The organism is Candidatus Burkholderia verschuerenii (assembly GCF_001189365.1).
Lineage (GTDB): Bacteria > Pseudomonadota > Gammaproteobacteria > Burkholderiales > Burkholderiaceae > Caballeronia > Caballeronia verschuerenii.
In genome coordinates, this window is sequence record NZ_LFJJ01000012.1 from 38155 (window position 1) to 54857 (window position 16703).

17 protein-coding genes are annotated in these 16703 nt (G+C 63.3%); 15 read left to right on the forward strand and 2 right to left on the reverse strand.

Annotated elements, in window-relative coordinates; genetic code table 11:
• Nucleotides 1-80: 80 nt before the first annotated feature.
• The 15 genes from fabF to nagZ all read left to right on the forward strand — a co-directional run bounded on the left by fabF (nucleotide 81) and on the right by nagZ (nucleotide 14381).
• Nucleotides 81-1322 (forward strand): beta-ketoacyl-ACP synthase II, encoded by a 1242-nt coding sequence (fabF, locus tag BVER_RS04670; protein ID WP_050452290.1) that lies wholly within the window; start codon nucleotides 81-83, stop codon nucleotides 1320-1322.
• 31 nt (nucleotides 1323-1353) lie between these two features.
• Nucleotides 1354-1806, forward strand: a complete 453-nt coding sequence (locus BVER_RS04675) for a protein YgfX (RefSeq protein WP_232316376.1) — start codon at nucleotides 1354-1356, stop codon at nucleotides 1804-1806.
• A 97-nt stretch (nucleotides 1807-1903) separates the two neighbouring features.
• A complete protein-coding gene (gene rpoE / locus BVER_RS04680) occupies nucleotides 1904-2503 on the forward strand; it encodes an RNA polymerase sigma factor RpoE (RefSeq protein ID WP_050452291.1) in 600 nt (199 codons plus the stop codon).
• Nucleotides 2504-2584: 81 nt separating this feature from the next.
• Nucleotides 2585-3223, forward strand: a complete 639-nt coding sequence (locus tag BVER_RS04685) for a sigma-E factor negative regulatory protein (RefSeq protein WP_050452292.1) — start codon at nucleotides 2585-2587, stop codon at nucleotides 3221-3223.
• A gap of 30 nt (nucleotides 3224-3253) precedes the next feature.
• A complete protein-coding gene (locus BVER_RS04690) occupies nucleotides 3254-4297 on the forward strand; it encodes a MucB/RseB C-terminal domain-containing protein (RefSeq protein ID WP_050452293.1) in 1044 nt (347 codons plus the stop codon).
• 17 nt (nucleotides 4298-4314) lie between these two features.
• Nucleotides 4315-5871, forward strand: coding sequence for a DegQ family serine endoprotease (locus BVER_RS04695; protein WP_050452294.1), 1557 nt, complete (start codon nucleotides 4315-4317; stop codon nucleotides 5869-5871).
• A 6-nt stretch (nucleotides 5872-5877) separates the two neighbouring features.
• Nucleotides 5878-6135 (forward strand): glutaredoxin family protein, encoded by a 258-nt coding sequence (locus BVER_RS04700; RefSeq protein ID WP_050452295.1) that lies wholly within the window; start codon nucleotides 5878-5880, stop codon nucleotides 6133-6135.
• A 144-nt stretch (nucleotides 6136-6279) separates the two neighbouring features.
• Nucleotides 6280-8070 (forward strand): translation elongation factor 4, encoded by a 1791-nt coding sequence (lepA, locus tag BVER_RS04705; RefSeq protein ID WP_050452296.1) that lies wholly within the window; start codon nucleotides 6280-6282, stop codon nucleotides 8068-8070.
• 66 nt (nucleotides 8071-8136) lie between these two features.
• Entirely contained in the window at nucleotides 8137-9030 is an 894-nt protein-coding gene (gene lepB / locus BVER_RS04710) for a signal peptidase I (RefSeq protein ID WP_050452297.1), read from the forward strand.
• 162 nt (nucleotides 9031-9192) lie between these two features.
• On the forward strand, nucleotides 9193-10290 hold the full coding sequence (gene rnc, locus BVER_RS04715; protein WP_083452038.1) for a ribonuclease III: 1098 nt from the start codon (nucleotides 9193-9195) through the stop codon (nucleotides 10288-10290).
• Nucleotides 10291-10395: 105 nt separating this feature from the next.
• Nucleotides 10396-11259, forward strand: a complete 864-nt coding sequence (gene era / locus BVER_RS04720) for a GTPase Era (protein ID WP_050452298.1) — start codon at nucleotides 10396-10398, stop codon at nucleotides 11257-11259.
• A gap of 9 nt (nucleotides 11260-11268) precedes the next feature.
• A complete protein-coding gene (gene recO / locus BVER_RS04725; RefSeq protein WP_050452299.1) occupies nucleotides 11269-12141 on the forward strand; it encodes a DNA repair protein RecO in 873 nt (290 codons plus the stop codon).
• Complete coding sequence (gene pdxJ / locus BVER_RS04730) at nucleotides 12138-12908, forward strand: pyridoxine 5'-phosphate synthase (protein WP_050452300.1); 771 nt, start codon at nucleotides 12138-12140, stop codon at nucleotides 12906-12908. Before recO ends, pdxJ begins: the two co-directional genes overlap by 4 nt.
• 10 nt (nucleotides 12909-12918) lie before the next feature.
• Entirely contained in the window at nucleotides 12919-13347 is a 429-nt protein-coding gene (gene acpS / locus BVER_RS04735) for a holo-ACP synthase (protein ID WP_050452301.1), read from the forward strand.
• A gap of 29 nt (nucleotides 13348-13376) precedes the next feature.
• Nucleotides 13377-14381 carry a beta-N-acetylhexosaminidase gene (nagZ, locus tag BVER_RS04740; protein WP_083452039.1) on the forward strand — a complete coding sequence of 335 codons (1005 nt, stop codon included), beginning with the start codon at nucleotides 13377-13379 and terminating at the stop codon, nucleotides 14379-14381.
• A gap of 58 nt (nucleotides 14382-14439) precedes the next feature.
• Here the strand turns inward: nagZ and BVER_RS04745 are convergent, their stop codons facing one another.
• Together BVER_RS04745 and BVER_RS04750 are read right to left on the reverse strand one after the other, a co-directional pair.
• Nucleotides 14440-15825 carry a sigma-54-dependent transcriptional regulator gene (locus BVER_RS04745; RefSeq protein ID WP_050452302.1) on the reverse strand — a complete coding sequence of 462 codons (1386 nt, stop codon included), beginning with the start codon at nucleotides 15823-15825 and terminating at the stop codon, nucleotides 14440-14442.
• 225 nt (nucleotides 15826-16050) lie between these two features.
• Nucleotides 16051-16383, reverse strand: coding sequence for a BON domain-containing protein (locus BVER_RS04750; RefSeq protein WP_370444190.1), 333 nt, complete (start codon nucleotides 16381-16383; stop codon nucleotides 16051-16053).
• Nucleotides 16384-16703 lie beyond the last annotated feature (320 nt).

Genomic DNA, 16703 nt, shown 5'->3' on the forward strand with positions numbered 1-16703 from the left:
ATCAGCCACAGGGCACACAGGGCGGTTTCCTGTGGCCGCTGTGGCTTTTGTTTTTGTCATTCTATGGATAAGGGGTTACCGTGAGCTGTCGTCGAGTTGTTGTTACAGGCCTTGGGCTCGTTTCGCCTGTCGGCAATACCGTTGCCGACGGCTGGGCCAATCTGGTCGCGGGAAAGTCCGGCATCGCCAATATCACGAAGTTCGACGCCACCAACTTTTCCACGCGTTTCGCGGGCGAGGTGAAGGGCTTCAACATCGAAAACTACATGCTCGTGAAAGAAGCGCGCCATATGGATACCTTCATCCATTACGGCTTCGCGGCGGGCGTGCAGGCCATGCAGGATTCCGGCCTCGAGATCACCGATGACAACGCCGAACGCGTCGGCGTGGTGGTCGGCTCGGGCATCGGCGGTTTGCCGATGATCGAAGTCACGCAGACCGAACTGCTGAATCGCGGTCCGCGCCGCATCTCGCCGTTCTTCGTGCCGGCGTCGATCATCAACATGATCTCTGGCCATCTGTCGATTCGCTTCGGCTTCAAGGGTCCGAATCTGTCGATGGTCACGGCGTGCACCACGGGTCTGCACTGCATCGGCGAGGCATCGCGTCTGATCGAATATGGCGACGCCGACGTGATGATCGCTGGCGGCGCGGAAGCGACCGTGTCGCCGCTGGGTATCGGCGGCTTCGCGGCGGCGCGCGCGCTGTCGCAACGCAACGACGATCCGGCGACGGCGAGCCGTCCGTGGGACACCGACCGCGATGGCTTCGTCCTCGGCGAAGGCGCGGGCGTGATGGTTCTCGAAGAATACGAACACGCGAAGAAGCGCGGCGCGAAGATCTACGCCGAAGTGCTCGGCTACGGCATGAGCGGCGACGCGTATCACATGACCGCGCCGCCCGAAGACGGCGACGGCGGCCGCCGCAGCGTGCTGAACGCATTGCGCAACGCGCGCGTGAACGCGGACGAAGTGACGTATCTGAATGCGCACGGCACGTCGACCGGACTCGGCGACATCGCCGAGACGATCGGCATCAAGCGCGCATTCGGCGATCACGCGAAGAACGTCGTCGTCAACTCCACCAAGTCGATGACCGGCCACTTGCTGGGCGGCGCGGGCGGACTGGAGTCGGTGTTCACCGTGCTGGCGATCCACAATCAGGTGTCGCCGCCGACCATCAACATCTTCAACCAGGATCCGAAGTGCGACCTGGACTACTGCGCGAATACCGCGCGGGACATGAAGATCGATGTCGCGGTGAAGAACTCGTTCGGCTTCGGCGGCATGAACGGTTCGCTCGTCTTCAAGCGTCACGCGTAAAGCACGACGCGCTCGTCGGAAGGAATCGAACATGGCGAGCGCGAGCGTGGAACGGCCGCATCGTAGCGAAGGCATCGCGATGCGGCCGTCGCGTTTCTTGCGCGGCGCGCTCGTCGCGTTCGTCGGTATCGCGGGTGCGGCGGTGTTCGAGTGCGTGCGCGGCTATGCGGGCGGATTCGATGCGTGCGTCGCCGCCATCGCGTGCGTCGCGGCGCTGGGTTTGGGCGCGCTCAGGTGGATGCGTCGTCTGCCCGTCGCCATCGACGTGCATGCCGATACCTTCACCACTTGGGACCGCGGCGGCGATGCGCGGCACTGGCGTATCGCCGGCTGCGCGCAGTGGGGCGGATGGCTGCTCGCGCTCACGCTTCGCGCGGAAACGGGGCGGACGCGCACGCTGCTGATCGCCGCCGATTCCATCGATTCCGACACTTTCCGCCAGATCGCGGTGAGCGCCCGCCGCGCCGCCCGCGCTTACCTGTAAAGACTGTAACCGCGCATGAGCATTCGAGTTGACGCTCAGGCGTGACGTTACAATAGCCGTCCGCACAACAGCCCAAAGCTAAACGGATATTTCCCAGGTGAGTGAAAAAGAAATCGACCAAGTGCTGGTCGAACGTGTGCAGAAAGGTGACAAAGCCGCGTTCGAATTTCTGGTCGCCAAATACCACCGCAAGATCATCAGACTGATCTCGCGCCTCGTGCGCGACCCCGCCGAGGTCGAGGACGTCGCCCAGGACGCCTTCATCAAAGCCTATCGTGCATTGCCGCAATTTCGCGGCGAATCGGCGTTCTACACCTGGCTGTACCGGATTGCCGTCAACACGGCCAAGAATTACCTTGCCACTCAGGGACGCCGCGTGCCAACTTCTACCGAAGCCGATGCTGAAGAGGCGGAAACTTTCTCCGATGCCGACCAACTAAGGGATATCAACACGCCCGAGTCGATGTTGATGAGCAAGCAGATCGCCGAGACGGTGAACGCTGCGATGGCGATGCTTCCCGAAGAACTGCGCACCGCCATCACGCTCCGGGAAATTGAAGGGCTGAGCTACGAAGAGATCGCCGAAATGATGGATTGCCCCATCGGCACCGTCAGATCGAGAATTTTTCGTGCTCGGGAAGCCATTGCGGCAAAATTGCGTCCATTGTTGGACACTCCCGAAGGCAAGCGCTGGTAAGCCGGCGAGCATCCGCGGGGCAGGACGCGATATCCGAATCAGGTAGTGTCACTATAGTGGGTGTCTAGGATGGGGAGCATCATGGGTTCGGTTCAGATGCAAGGTCAGGCTCAAAATCACGCAGGTTCGCGCGGCGAGCGCATGTCGGCGTTCGTCGACGGCGAATCGCTCGACGAAATCGGCAATCTCGGTCAGTTTCTCGCGGAGCTGAACAGTCACGACCGCGCCGCGTGGTCCGACTACCATCTGATCGGCGACGCATTGCGTTCCGACGATCTGGCCGAAAGCCCGGCGCGCAGCAGCGCGTTCATGGCATCGTTCTCGGCGCGTTTCGAAGCCGAAGCGCATGTGCTGGCGCCGACGGCGGTCGTTGCCGGCAAGGCGCGCGGCAACGCATTCCGCAGACGGATCGTGCCGGCCTTCGCGGTCGCGGCGGCGGCAGCCACGCTGACATGGATTGTCGTGCCGCAATTGCAGGGCTACGACAGCCATTCGGGCGCGCAGGTCGCGAGCACGAACGGCGCGGCGGATTCCGTGCAGCGCGTCGCGATGGCATCCGTGCCGGCGGCGACCACGCGTTCGCCGGTCGTCGAAGCGAACATCATCCGCGATGCCGATCTCGATCAATACCTCGAGGCGCATCAGCAGTTTTCGCAGCAGCCGTCGATGCCGGGCGCCATGCCCCTGATTCGCGCTGCGGCGGTCACCCAGGCCCAGTAAGCGGCCGTAGGGCATAGGGCCATTCATTTGATGCAGAGTGTGCGGTTGAAAAAAACAAGATATTGGGGGCGGCTGCCGGCGTTGATGCTCGTTGCAGCCGCGATGTTGACGGCGACGCATGCAGCGCTCGCTCAGGGCGACGACCCCGCCGCCCAGCGCAAGTCAGCCGCTACTCTGCTCAATCGCATCCACGATGCGGCCCAGCAGCAGAATTACGAAGGCACCTTCGTCTATCAGCGTGGCGCAACGGTTCAGTCGTCGCGTATCGCGCATTTGGCCACGCGCGGCGACGGCGAGTATGAATCGCTCGAAAGCCTCGACGGCGCGCCGCGTCGCATGCTGCGTCACGATGACGACATGTACACGTTCGTTCCCGAGCGGCATTTGCTCGTGGTCGAACATCGTCTGAGCAAGGATTCGTTTCCCGCGCTGCTGTCCACCAGCGGCGATCAGGTGCTGAGCGTCTACGAACCGAAACTGCTCGGCAATGACCGCGTCGCCGGTCTCGACAGTCAGGTACTCGAACTCGACCCCAAAGATGCCTACCGCTTCGCGTACAAATTGTGGGCCGATGCCAAAACCGGCCTGCTGCTGCGCGCGCAGACGCTCGATCCGCAGGGCAACGTGCTGGAGCAGTTGTCGTTCTCGCAGGTTCGCATCGGCGGGACGATCGACAAGGCGCCCATTGCGAACGGCATGAAGAGCACGCAGGGCTGGACCATCGTGCGTCCGCCGGTGCAACCCATCGATATGGCGGCGCAGGGCTGGACGGTCGCGCCGAATATCCCGGGCTTCCGCATGATCCGCCAGTTGCGCCGGCCGATGGCGTCGAGCCAGCAAGGCCAGCCGCCGATTCCGGTCGATCAGGCCGTGTACTCGGACGGCATCGCCGCGATTTCGGTATTCATCGAGCCGGTCGAGAAGAATTCACGCAAGGAAGGCGCGGGCAATAGCGGCGCCACGCATGTTCTCGTCAAACGTCGCGGCGATTTCTGGATTACCTTGTTGGGTGAAGTGCCGCAAGCCACGTTGCAGCAATTTGCTTCTGCCATAGAATACAAGCCTTCCAAGTAATCCTCGGCCTCCAACTTATGAGCTTCTACTCGCTGCGCAAGTTCATCGCGGCCGCGGCGTTCGCCGTGTGCCTGCCGTTCATCTCGGGTACGGGAACAGCGGCAGCGGTAGTGCCTTTGGCGAATCTGCCCGATTTCACCACGCTGGTCGACAAGGTGGGGCCGTCGGTCGTCAATATCCGCACGTCGTCGCGCGTCGGTTCGTCGAGCGACCTGCGCGGTCTGCCGCCCGGTCTCGACGATGGCGACATGTCCGAGTTCTTCCGCCGCTTCTTCGGCATTCCGATGCCGGGCCAGCCGCCCCGTGGCGGCGGAGGCGGCGGCAACAACGGTGGCGGCGACGGCGGCTCGGGCGGCGCCGATCAGGGCAAGGGCGGCAGCCGCAGCACGCCGGACGACAACCAGGACAATTCGGAGCAGAGCAGCGGCGTGGGCTCGGGCTTCATCCTGTCGACCGACGGCTATGTGATGACCAACGCGCACGTCGTCGACGATGCCGACACCATCTACGTGACGCTCACCGACAAGCGCGAATTCAAGGCGCGGCTGGTCGGCGTGGACGAACGCACGGACGTCGCGGTCGTGAAGATCAGCGCGACCAATCTGCCGGCTATCACCATCGGCGATTCGAACAAGGTGCGCGTCGGCGAATGGGTGCTGGCGATCGGTTCGCCGTTCGGGCTCGACAACACGGTGACCGCGGGCATCGTCAGCGCGAAGGGGCGCGATACCGGCGATTACCTGCCGTTCATCCAGACCGACGTCGCGGTGAATCCGGGCAATTCGGGTGGTCCGCTCATCAACATGGCGGGCGAGGTGATCGGCATCAACTCGCAGATCTACAGCCGCACCGGCGGTTTCATGGGCATTTCGTTCGCGATTCCGATCGACGAAGCGATGCGCGTGGCCGATCAGCTCAAGACGACCGGCAAGGTGACGCGCGGCCGCATCGCGGTGGCGATCGGCGAAGTGACCAAGGACGTGGCCGATTCGCTCGGCCTGCCGAAGGCGCAGGGCACGCTGGTGTCGAGCGTCGAGGCGGGCGGTCCGGCCGAAAAGGCGGGCATCCAGCCGGGCGACATCATCACCAAGTTCAACGGCGTCAACGTCGATACCGCGACGGACTTGCCGCGCATGGTCGGCGACACCAAGCCGGGCACCAAGACGACGATCACCGTCTGGCGCAAGGGCAACACGCGCGATCTGCCGATCACCATCGCCGAAATGCAGCCGGACAAGGTCGCCAAGACCGAGCCGAAGAAGGCGCCGCAGCCGAAGGAACGCGCCAGCAACTCGCTGGGCCTCGCGGTGAGCGACATTCCGGCCGAGCAGAAGAAGTCGCTCAAGCTGGGCAACGGCGTGCAGGTCGACGCGGTCGAAGGGCCGGCGGCGCGCGCGGGCTTCCAGAAGGGCGACATCATCATGCGAATCGGCGACACGGATATCACCAGCGCGAAGCAGTTCGAAGCGGTCGCGCAGAATCTCGATGCCAGCAAGATGGTCGCGATTCTCGTGCGTCGCGGCGACAACACGCAGTTCGTGCCGCTGCGTCCGCGCGTGCCGACGCAGAAGTAAGCGGCGATGACGACACCCGACGCGCCTTTCATCCTCTACGGGCGCGCCTGGTGTCACCTCTGCGAGGACATGCGCGAGGCGCTGGAACCGATCGCGCAGGCGCACGGGCGGGGCGTTCGCTGGATCGATATCGACGAAGATCTGGCGCTCGAAGCGCATTACAACGAGCTTGTTCCCGTGCTGACGCTGGACGGCGTCGAGTTGTGCCGGTATCGGCTCGATCCGCGCGCGGTCGTCGCGGCGCTGCAGGCGCGTCGGCCGTGAGGCGCTTAAACGCCGAAAACCGCCGGAGCACCCCCGTTTCGGCTAAAATGTACGAGTTTTCCCCAAATTTTCGAGGCGTGCTCCGCATGTGGGAGGGCGCGCCTTTTTCGCTTTTTGCTTCATCTGCACCGTACGCGGCACTGAATGGATCATATTCGTAACTTTTCGATCATCGCGCACATCGACCACGGCAAGTCCACGCTGGCCGATCGAATCATCCAGTTGTGCGGCGGCCTGTCGGACCGCGAGATGGAAGCACAGGTGCTCGATTCGATGGACCTCGAGCGCGAGCGCGGCATCACCATCAAGGCGCAGACCGCCGCGCTGACCTACAAGGCGCGCGATGGCCAGGTCTACAACATCAACCTGATCGACACGCCGGGACACGTCGACTTCTCCTACGAAGTCAGCCGTTCGCTGTCCGCGTGCGAAGGCGCGCTGCTGGTCGTCGATGCATCGCAGGGCGTGGAAGCGCAGACTGTCGCGAACTGCTACACGGCGATCGAACTCGGCGTCGAAGTGGTGCCGGTGCTCAACAAGATCGACCTGCCCGCCGCGAACCCCGAAAACGCCATCGCCGAAATCGAGGACGTGATCGGCATCGACGCAACCGACGCGACGCATTGCAGCGCGAAAACCGGTCTCGGTGTGCAAGACGTGCTCGAATCGCTGATCGCGAAAGTGCCGCCGCCCAAGGGCGATCCGGACGCGCCGCTGCAGGCGCTGATTATCGACTCGTGGTTCGACAACTACGTCGGCGTCGTGATGCTGGTGCGTATCGTCAACGGCACGCTCAAGCCGAAAGACAGAATCAAGATGATGGCGACCGGCGCGCAGTATCCGGTCGAGCACGTCGGCGTGTTCGCGCCGAAGTCGACCAATCTGCCGGAACTGGCGGCGGGTCAGGTGGGCTTCGTGATCGCGGGCATCAAGGAACTGACGGCCGCGAAAGTGGGCGACACCGTCACCGTCGCGAATCGTGCCGCCGTCGAACCGCTGCCGGGCTTCAAGGAAGTGAAGCCGCAGGTGTTCGCGGGGCTGTATCCGGTCGAGGCGAATCAGTACGACGCGCTGCGCGAATCGCTCGAAAAGTTGAAGCTGAACGATGCGTCGCTGCAATTCGAGCCGGAAGTCTCGCAGGCGCTGGGCTTCGGCTTCCGTTGCGGCTTCCTGGGCCTTCTGCACATGGAAATCATGCAGGAGCGGCTCGAGCGCGAATTCGACATGGACCTCATCACCACGGCGCCGACGGTGATCTACGAGGTCGTCCAGCGCGACGGCACGACCATCATGGTCGAGAATCCGGCCAAGATGCCGGAGCCGCCGAAGATCGAGGAAGTGCGCGAGCCGATCGTCAACGTGAACCTGTACATGCCGCAGGAGTATGTCGGCTCGGTCATCACGCTGTGCACGGCCAAGCGTGGTACGCAGATCAACATGCAGTATCACGGCCGTCAGGTGCAGTTGACCTACGAAATCCCGATGGCGGAAATCGTGCTCGACTTCTTCGACCGCTTGAAGTCGACCTCGCGCGGCTATGCGTCGATGGACTACGAGTTCAAGGAATACCGCGCGGCGGATGTCGTGAAGGTCGACATGCTGATCAACGGCGACAAGGTCGATGCGCTGTCGGTGATCGTGCACCGCTCGCAGAGTCAGTATCGCGGACGCGAAGTGGCGGCGAAGATGCGCGAACTCATCCCGCGTCAGATGTACGACGTGGCGATTCAGGCCACCATCGGCTCGAACATCATCGCGCGCGAAAACATCAAGGCGCTTCGCAAGAACGTGCTGGCCAAGTGTTACGGCGGCGACATCACGCGAAAGAAGAAGCTGCTCGAAAAGCAGAAGGCCGGCAAGAAGCGCATGAAGCAAGTCGGCTCGGTGGAAATCCCGCAAGAGGCTTTCCTCGCCATTCTCCGCGTGGACGATTAAGCGTGCGTCCGTCCGCGCAGTCAGCATCGCCTTCGGGCGAAGAACGATAACAACCGGAAGCGTTTGATGAATTTCGCACTGGTTCTTTTGATTCTCGTCGTGTTGACGGGTATCGCATGGGTGCTGGACAAGCTGGTTTTCGTGCCGCAGCGCAAGCGCGCGGCGGAAGCGGCGGTCGCCGAGTTCGACCGGCAGCAGGAACGCGTCGGCGAGCGCTTCGCCGATGAAAACGCCGAACAGACCCGCACGCGCCTGCGCGACGAGAAACTGCGTCAGCCGTGGTGGCTCGAATACACGGCGAGCTTTTTCCCGGTGATTCTCGCGGTGTTCGTGGTGCGATCGTTCATCGTCGAGCCGTTCAAGATTCCGTCGGGTTCGATGGTGCCGACGTTGCTGGTCGGCGATTTCATCCTCGTCAACAAGTACGACTACGGCCTGCGTCTGCCGATCGTCAACACCAAGGTCACGCAGGGCCGTCCGCTGCAACGCGGCGACGTGGTGGTGTTTCGCTATCCGAAGGACGAATCGGTCGATTACATCAAGCGCGTGATCGGCCTGCCGGGCGATACGATTGCCTACGAAGACAAGAAGCTGACCATCAACGGCAAGCCGGTGCCCGAAGCCGCGCAACCGGATTTCTTCGACGAGGAACGCGTCGGTTACGCCAAGCAGTTCACCGAAGACCTCGACGGCCGCCAGAACAACATCCTCAACAATCCGCAAGTGCCGCCGTTCGTGATCGGCGCGGACGATTTCCCGTTCCGCGACAACTGCGTCTACAACTCGCAGGGCGTGACGTGCAAGGTGCCGCCGGGCCATTACTTCATGATGGGCGACAACCGCGACAACAGTGCGGACTCGCGTTACTGGGGCTTCGTGTCGGATGCGAATATCGTCGGCCGCGCGTTCTTTATCTGGATGAACTTCAGCAATCTGAAGCGCATCGGCTCGTTCCAGTAAGTTGCACGACGCCGGCTTGTCAGACCTGGACAGCCGGCGTCGAATCATAAAAAAGATGCTTCGAAACGGCGTGAAGAAGCGCGGCTAACACCGTCTCGGCACGCGTTTTCCGGCCTTGTCTGGCGGAATCGTCCGCCATTGCGCCCGCGTTATACTGTCTACATGCCATCCTCTCCGTTGGAAAGCCGGCTGCGGTACGAATTTCGCAATGCGGAATTGCTGCGCCAGGCGATAACCCACCGCAGTCACAGCGCCACGCACAACGAACGGCTCGAATTTCTCGGCGATTCCGTTCTAAATTGCGTGGTGGCGGCGCTTTTGTTCCAACGATTCGGCAAACTCGACGAAGGCGACCTGTCCCGCGTGCGCGCGAATCTGGTCAAACAGCAATCGTTGTACGAAATCGCGCAGGCACTGAACGTCTCCGAATGTCTGCGTCTGGGCGAGGGCGAATTGCGCAGCGGCGGTTTCCGCCGTCCGTCGATCCTTGCCGACACGCTCGAAGCCATTTTTGGCGCGATCTTTCTCGACGGCGGTTTCGATGCCGCCCACACCGTCATCAAGCGTCTCTACACGCCGGTGCTCGATCATATCGATCCGCGCACCATCGGCAAGGACGCCAAGACGCTGCTTCAGGAATATCTGCAAGGCCACAAGATCGCGCTGCCCACCTACACGGTCGTCGCGACGCACGGAGCCGCGCACAATCAGCAGTTCGATGTGGAATGCGCGGTGCCGAAGCTCGATGTGAAAGTGACCGGTTCGGGCGCGAGCCGTCGCGCGGCGGAGCAGGCGGCCGCCAAGAAAGCACTCGATGAAGTCATGGCCGCCGCGCCCACGCTCGGCGTGAAGCCGAAGCGCAAGGGCGCGCGCGCCGCCAAATCCGGCGACGATCTCGTGGCCGGCATGACTGGCGTGCAGGGCGCGCTCGATCTGCGTTCGCCCGACCGGCGCGAGCGGGAACGCGAGCGCAATCATCAGGCACAGACGGCGCAAACCGCGCACGCCGGCGATGAAAAGCCCGCCACCGCGCCGCTCGCGGTGATCCGCGCGACGCACGTCGAGCCATCGGTGGCGGCGTATGCGGCGGCGGACAAGCCCGAGCGTCAGGTCATCCACAAGCCCGAAAAGGCCACCCGGAGCGATACCGCGCACACCGCGAAGCCGTCGCCGGCATCGTCCGACGATGCCACGCCCGACGACACCGCTGGCGATGACGCGGCCAATCGCGTCGCCCGCGCGGCCGATGCCGGCCACTGACGCCGCAGAACGCACGCGATGCGAGCCGCGCCCCGCGCGCCCCACGATTCACTGCATCAGACACACATGACAAACGCTCCTACTCCCTCTGGTTTCCGTTGCGGCATGGTCGCCATCGTCGGCCGGCCGAACGTCGGCAAATCGACGCTGATGAACGCGCTCGTCGGCCAGAAGGTGAGCATCACGTCGCGCAAGGCGCAGACGACGCGCCACCGCATCACCGGCATCAACACGTTCGAGGACGCGCAGTACATCTTCGTCGATACGCCCGGTTTCCAGACGCGCCATAGCGGCGCGCTCAACCGCTCGCTGAATCGCGCGGTGACGTCCACGCTGACGTCGGTCGATCTGATCCTGTTCGTGATCGAGGCCGGTCGCTTCGGTCCGGACGACCAGAAAGTGCTCGATCTGATCCCGCCCGGCTCGCCGACGCTTTTGATCGCCAACAAGCTCGATCGCGTGAACGACAAGGAATCGTTGTTTCCCTTCATGCAGCAGATGTCCGCGCTGCGCGAGTTTCGCGAGATCGTGCCGTTGTCGGCGAAGAACGTGGACGACATCAAGCGGCTGCTGCAGATCATCAAGCCGTATCTGCCGGAAGGTGAGCCGATCTACGGCGAGGACGATCTCACCGATCGCAGCGAGCGTTTCCTCGCGGCCGAAATCCTGCGCGAGAAAGTGTTCCGCTGGACCGGCGACGAACTGCCGTACACGAGCACCGTGCTGATCGACAAGTTCGAGACGGAAGGGCGCTTGCGGCGCGTGTTCGCGACCATTCTCGTGGATCGCGACGGCCACAAGGCGATAATCATCGGCAAGAAGGGCGAGAAGCTCAAGCAGATCAGCACCGAAGCGCGGCTCGACATGGAAAAGCTCTTCGACGGTCCGGTGTATCTCGAAACCTTCGTGAAGGTGAAAAGCGGCTGGGCCGATAACGAAGCAGGCCTGCGCGCTTACGGCTACGAATGACGCACGCTTATGGACGACGGCGCTGACGACGCGCGAACCCTTTCGCCCGACGACGATTTCGAGGACGAACGCGAGAAGCCGGCCGCACCGAAGCGGCGGCGAGCCGCGCCGTCGTCGGCGTCGTCTGCTTCGTCCGGCGCCGATAGCGCGCCGAAAAAGCCGCGCTCCGATTTTCGGATCGCCGAGCAGCCGGGTTTCGTGCTGCATAGTTATCCGTATCGCGAGACGAGTCTGATCATCGACGTGTTCTCGCGCGATCATGGGCGTATCGCGCTGGTCGCGAAGGGCGCGAAACGTCCGCATTCGGTGTTGCGCGGCGTGTTGCAGACGTTTCAGCCGCTTGGGCTTTCGTGGTCCGGCAAGGGCGAAGTCCGCACGCTGACGAATGCCGAATGGGTCGGCGGCATGTTACCGCTCGCCGGCGATGCCTTGCTCTGCGGCTTCTACGTCAACGAACTGCTGGTCAAATTCTGCGCGCGCGAAGACGCGCATCCCACGCTGTTCAATCATTACGTGCTGACGCTCTCGCGTCTCGCGCACGACGAACCCGCCGTGCAGGTGTTGCGCTCGTTCGAAACCGTGCTGCTGCGCGAAACCGGCTTCGCGATGAACTTCACCCGCACCGTGACGCGCGAACCCGTGCAGCCGCAAGGCCGCTATGTGTTCGATCCCGATCGCGGCGTGCGCGCGGCCTCCGACGATCTGCCCGCGCAATGGCCGGTGATCGCCGGGCAAACGCTCATCGATATGGAACGCGACGACTACACGTCGCCGCACACCGCTTCGCAGAGCAAGACGCTGATGCGTTTCCTGCTCAATTACCATCTGGGCGGCACGCCGCTCGCCACCCGTCAGATACTGATCGACCTGCAAAACCTATGAGCTTCTTTCTCTCCTCGGCCGCGAGCGTGATCGATCTCGGCGTGAATATCGACCATGTCGCGACGCTGCGTAACGCGCGCGGCACCACGTATCCCGATCCGATCCGCGCGGCGCTGGCCGCCGAAGACGCTGGCGCGGACGCCATCACGCTGCATCTGCGCGAGGATCGCCGTCATATCGTCGATGCCGACGTGCGCACGCTGCGTCCGCTGCTGAAAACGCGCATGAATCTCGAATGCGCGGTAACGCGCGAGATGCTCGATATCGCCTGCGAAATCAAGCCGCACGATGTCTGCCTCGTACCGGAAAAGCGCGAAGAGCTGACGACCGAAGGCGGTCTCGACGTCGCGGGCCAGTTCGAAGCGGTCAAGGCCGCGTGCAAGCAACTCGCGGATGTCGGCGCGCGCGTGTCGCTGTTCATCGATCCGGACGAAACGCAGATTCGCGCCGCGAAGGAAGCGGGCGCGCCGGTCATCGAACTGCATACGGGCAGCTACGCCGAAGCGCACGACGACGCGCAGCAGAAGCGCGAATTCGAGCGCGTCGCGAAGAGCGTGGACTTCGGCAATTCGCTCGGGCTCAAGGTCAACGCGGGCCACGGCCTGCATTACACCAATGTGCAGCCGATCGCGGCGCTGCCGGGCATCGTCGAACTGAATATCGGTCATGCGATCGTCGCGCATGCGATCTTCGCGGGCTGGGACAACGCCGTGCGCGAGATGAAGGCGATCATGGTCGCGTCGCGGCTGGCGGCGCGCAACGCGTGAGGGCGGCGTAATGGCGATCTACGGCATCGGCACGGATCTCGTGCAAGTCAGCCGCGTCGCGGCGGTCATGGAGCGAACCAAAGGCCGCTTCGCCGAGAAAGTGCTCGGGCCGGACGAACTGCGCATCTATCACGCGCGCAAGGCGCGCTTGGAAGTGCGCGGCCTCGCGTTTCTCGCCACGCGCTTTTCCGCCAAGGAAGCGTTTTCGAAGGCGATCGGCCTCGGCATGCGCTGGCCGATGACCTGGCGCGCGCTGCAAACGCTCAACGAGCCGAGCGGCAAGCCGATGTGCGTCGCATCGGGCGAACTCGCGCAATGGCTCGATGAGCGGAATATCACGTCGAAAGTCACGGTCACAGACGAACGCGATTACGCGGTGACCTTCGTGATCGCCGAAGTGCCCGACAACCCTTCCAGACTCGCTCAAGACAACAATTGAATTCGCTAAAACGCACTCCCGGCCCCGTCATGTTCGATGTGGCCGGCACGACGCTGACCGACGCGGATATCGACCGCCTCACGTATCCGATGACCGGCGGCATCATTCTCTTCGCAAGGCATTTTCAGGACCGCGCGCAACTCGTCGCGCTGACCGACGCGATTCGCGCGGTGCGTGGAGGATATTCTGATCGCAGTGGATCACGAAGGCGGACGCGTGCAGCGTTTCCGCACCGATGGTTTCACCGTGCTGCCCGCGCCCGGCAAGCTCGGCGCGCTGTGGGACAAGGACGTGCTCACCGCGACCAAGGTAAGGTGGCGACGGCGTTCGGTTTCGTGCTGGCGTCCGAACTGCGCGCGTGCGGCATCGACATGAGCTTTACGCCGGTGCTCGATCTGAACTACGGCCAGTCGCAAGTAATCGGCGATCGCGCGTTCCATAGCGATCCGCGCGTCGTCGCGATGCTCGCCAAGAGCCTGAATCACGGGCTCGCGGGCATGGCGAATTGCGGCAAGCACTTTCCGGGGCACGGGTTTGCATCGGCGGATTCGCACGTCGCGCTGCCGACCGACGACCGCGCGCTCGACGAAATCCTCAACGCCGACGTGAAGCCGTACGACTGGCTCGGCATGTCCTTGTCGTCGGTGATTCCGGCGCACGTGATCTACACGCGTATCGACGACAAACCGGCGGGCTTTTCGCGCATCTGGCTGCAGGATATTTTGCGCGGACGGCTCGGCTTCACCGGCGCGATCTTCAGCGACGATCTGTCGATGGAAGCCGCGCGCGCGGGCGGCACGTTGACCGAAGCCGCGACCGCCGCGCTGACGGCGGGCTGCGACATGGTGCTCGTCTGTAATCGGCCGGAAGAGGCGGGCAAGGTGCTCGAACAACTTCGCTATACGCCGACGAAGGCGTCCGAGCAGCGCATCCGGCAGATGCGTCCGCGCGGCAAGGCGCTGCGCTGGAGCAAGCTGCAGAATCAGGCGGAGTATCTGGCGGCGCGCGAGTTGATCAAGGCAAAGCTCGGTTAAATGAAAAACGCCACGGCAGCGATGCCGTGGCGTTGTCTCATCGAGCGATGAAACCGCTTCAGGACGATTCCAGCTTCATCCGCTGCAACTTGTTATAAAGCGTCTTCGGGCTGATGCCGAGCAGCGTCGCGGCGCGATGCCGCGTGCCGCCGACCGCTTCGAGCGTCGCGCGGATCAGCATGTCTTCGACGTCCGCCAGCGCGGTGCCGACCGTCACCTGCACGCTGCTGCCGTTCAGGCCGCGTCCGCCCATGCCGCCTTGCTCGTCGACGCGCAAGGTTTCGATCGTTTCGCCCGACGCGTGATACGCGCGCCGCACGCGTTCGCGCAATTCGCGCACGTTGCCCGGCCATTCGATCGCGATGCACTCGCGCAGGAACGTCGGGCTGACGCGCTTGGGCGAGCCACTCGTGATGCCGGCGATGTGATTCTCGCGGTTCAGTTCATCGACGAAGGTCTCGGCGATCAGCGCGATATCGTCGTCGCGTTCGCGCAGCGGCGGCAACATGATCGACGATGCCGACAGCCGCTGGAATAGATCCTCGCGCAGCGCGCCGCTCGCGACCGCATCGCGCACCGGCGTGCGCGATGCCGCGATCAGCCGGAAGTCCGTCATGATGCGGTTGCTGCCGCCCACGCGCATGAAGGTCTGCGAATCGATCGAGCGAAGCAGCGCTTCCTGCTGCGCGGCGGGCAGCGAATCGATCTGGTCGAGGAACAGCGTGCCGCCGCCCGCCTGTTCGAGCAGGCCCGGCTCGCGATTCTCCGCGCCGGCGTACGCGTTGCGCTCGTGACCGAACAGGATGCTTTCCATCGAACGCGACGAATCGCGCGCGGCGGAGCAATCGAAGGTGACGAACGGGCCTTTGCGGCGGCGGCTCAGATCGTGGATCGTGCGCGCGGCGATCTTCTTGCCCGTGCCCGGTTCGCCGCAAACCATCACGGCGGCTTCGGTCGGCGCGGTGTGCTCGATCTGGTCGTAGACCGCCTGCATCACCGTACTGCGGCCCAGCATCTCGTCGAAATGGCCGAGATCGCGCAGCTTGGTGCGCAGCGCTTGCACTTCCTCGGTCAGTTCGTACGGACGCGGAATGCGCGCCAAAAGGCTACGCAGACGCGGAATGTTGACCGGCTTCAGCAGGTAATCCCAGATGCCGTGACGAAAGCCCTCGATCGCGCTCTCGACCGTCGCGTTACCGGTCATCACGATCACGGGCAGCGCGCCGTCCGGCGCATGAGAGGGCAGGCTCGGCAGCAGGTCCAGACCGCTGCCGTCCGGCAAGTTCAGGTCGATCAGCACGACGTCGGGAATGAAGCGCGCCAGGGCGGCGCGCGCTTCCGCGAGAGTCGTGGCCGTGTCGACGGTGAAATCGTCGGCCATCAGGATGGCGGACAGGCCGGACAGGCTATTGGGATCGTCTTCGACAATCAATGCATGTGGCATGGCAGACAACTATCAAGGTGGACTGTAATCCGCCTTCGCCGCACGCGACGCCGGAATGACGCCGCATGGGGATCGGGCGCGTGTGCGGAAGGTCATGCGCCTTGCATGTCACGCTGGCCGGTAAGGCACGCGATGTCCCGCTGCGTTTGTTCTTTCGTCCTGCGCTTTTCGTTCTTGCTTGTTTGTTGAGCGACTGGTTGAGAAGCACCCTGTGGACACTGAGGCTTACTGCGTTCTGAGGTGCAGTTCGTTGCTCACGGATTGCACGCCTCTCACGCTGCGCGCCAGGGCGACGGCCTTTTGAATCTGCATCTCCGATTCGACATAACCGGCCAGCTGCACGGTGCCGCGAAACGTCGCGACACTGACGGGCAGCCGTCTCAACTCAGGATCGGCGGCCAGCGTCTGCTTCACGCGCGCGGCGAGTGCTGCATCGCTCGTGTCGTCGTTCGCCGGAACGTTCGGCGGCGACGGGTTCGCCTGAGGCGTCGACTGGCATCCGGCGGTGAACGCGAAAGCGGGCAAGGCGATCGCCGCGGCGATCAGGAGACGGCTCACGGAGGAAGCCTTGTCTCGCATGTCGGTTCTGTTTATCCGCATTACACAGGTCGAGCAGGATTCGTGCCAATGAGTTGATTTTTCCGATAGAAACCGATCGCGCAATCCACGTCTCGGTTCATGGAATGCGAAGCATCTGATTTAAGCGACGCTTGAGCGGTAAAGTTTGCCTGAATTTGTCAAAATATTCACGCAAATCGGCATAGGGGCGGCCAGCAAGCTGGCCGGTCCCCTGCCACACCACCCTGCCACACCACCCGGCGTGCGGGTCCGCACCGGGCGGTTCGGGAAGTTGAGGTTATGTGAGGCGAGGCATGCCA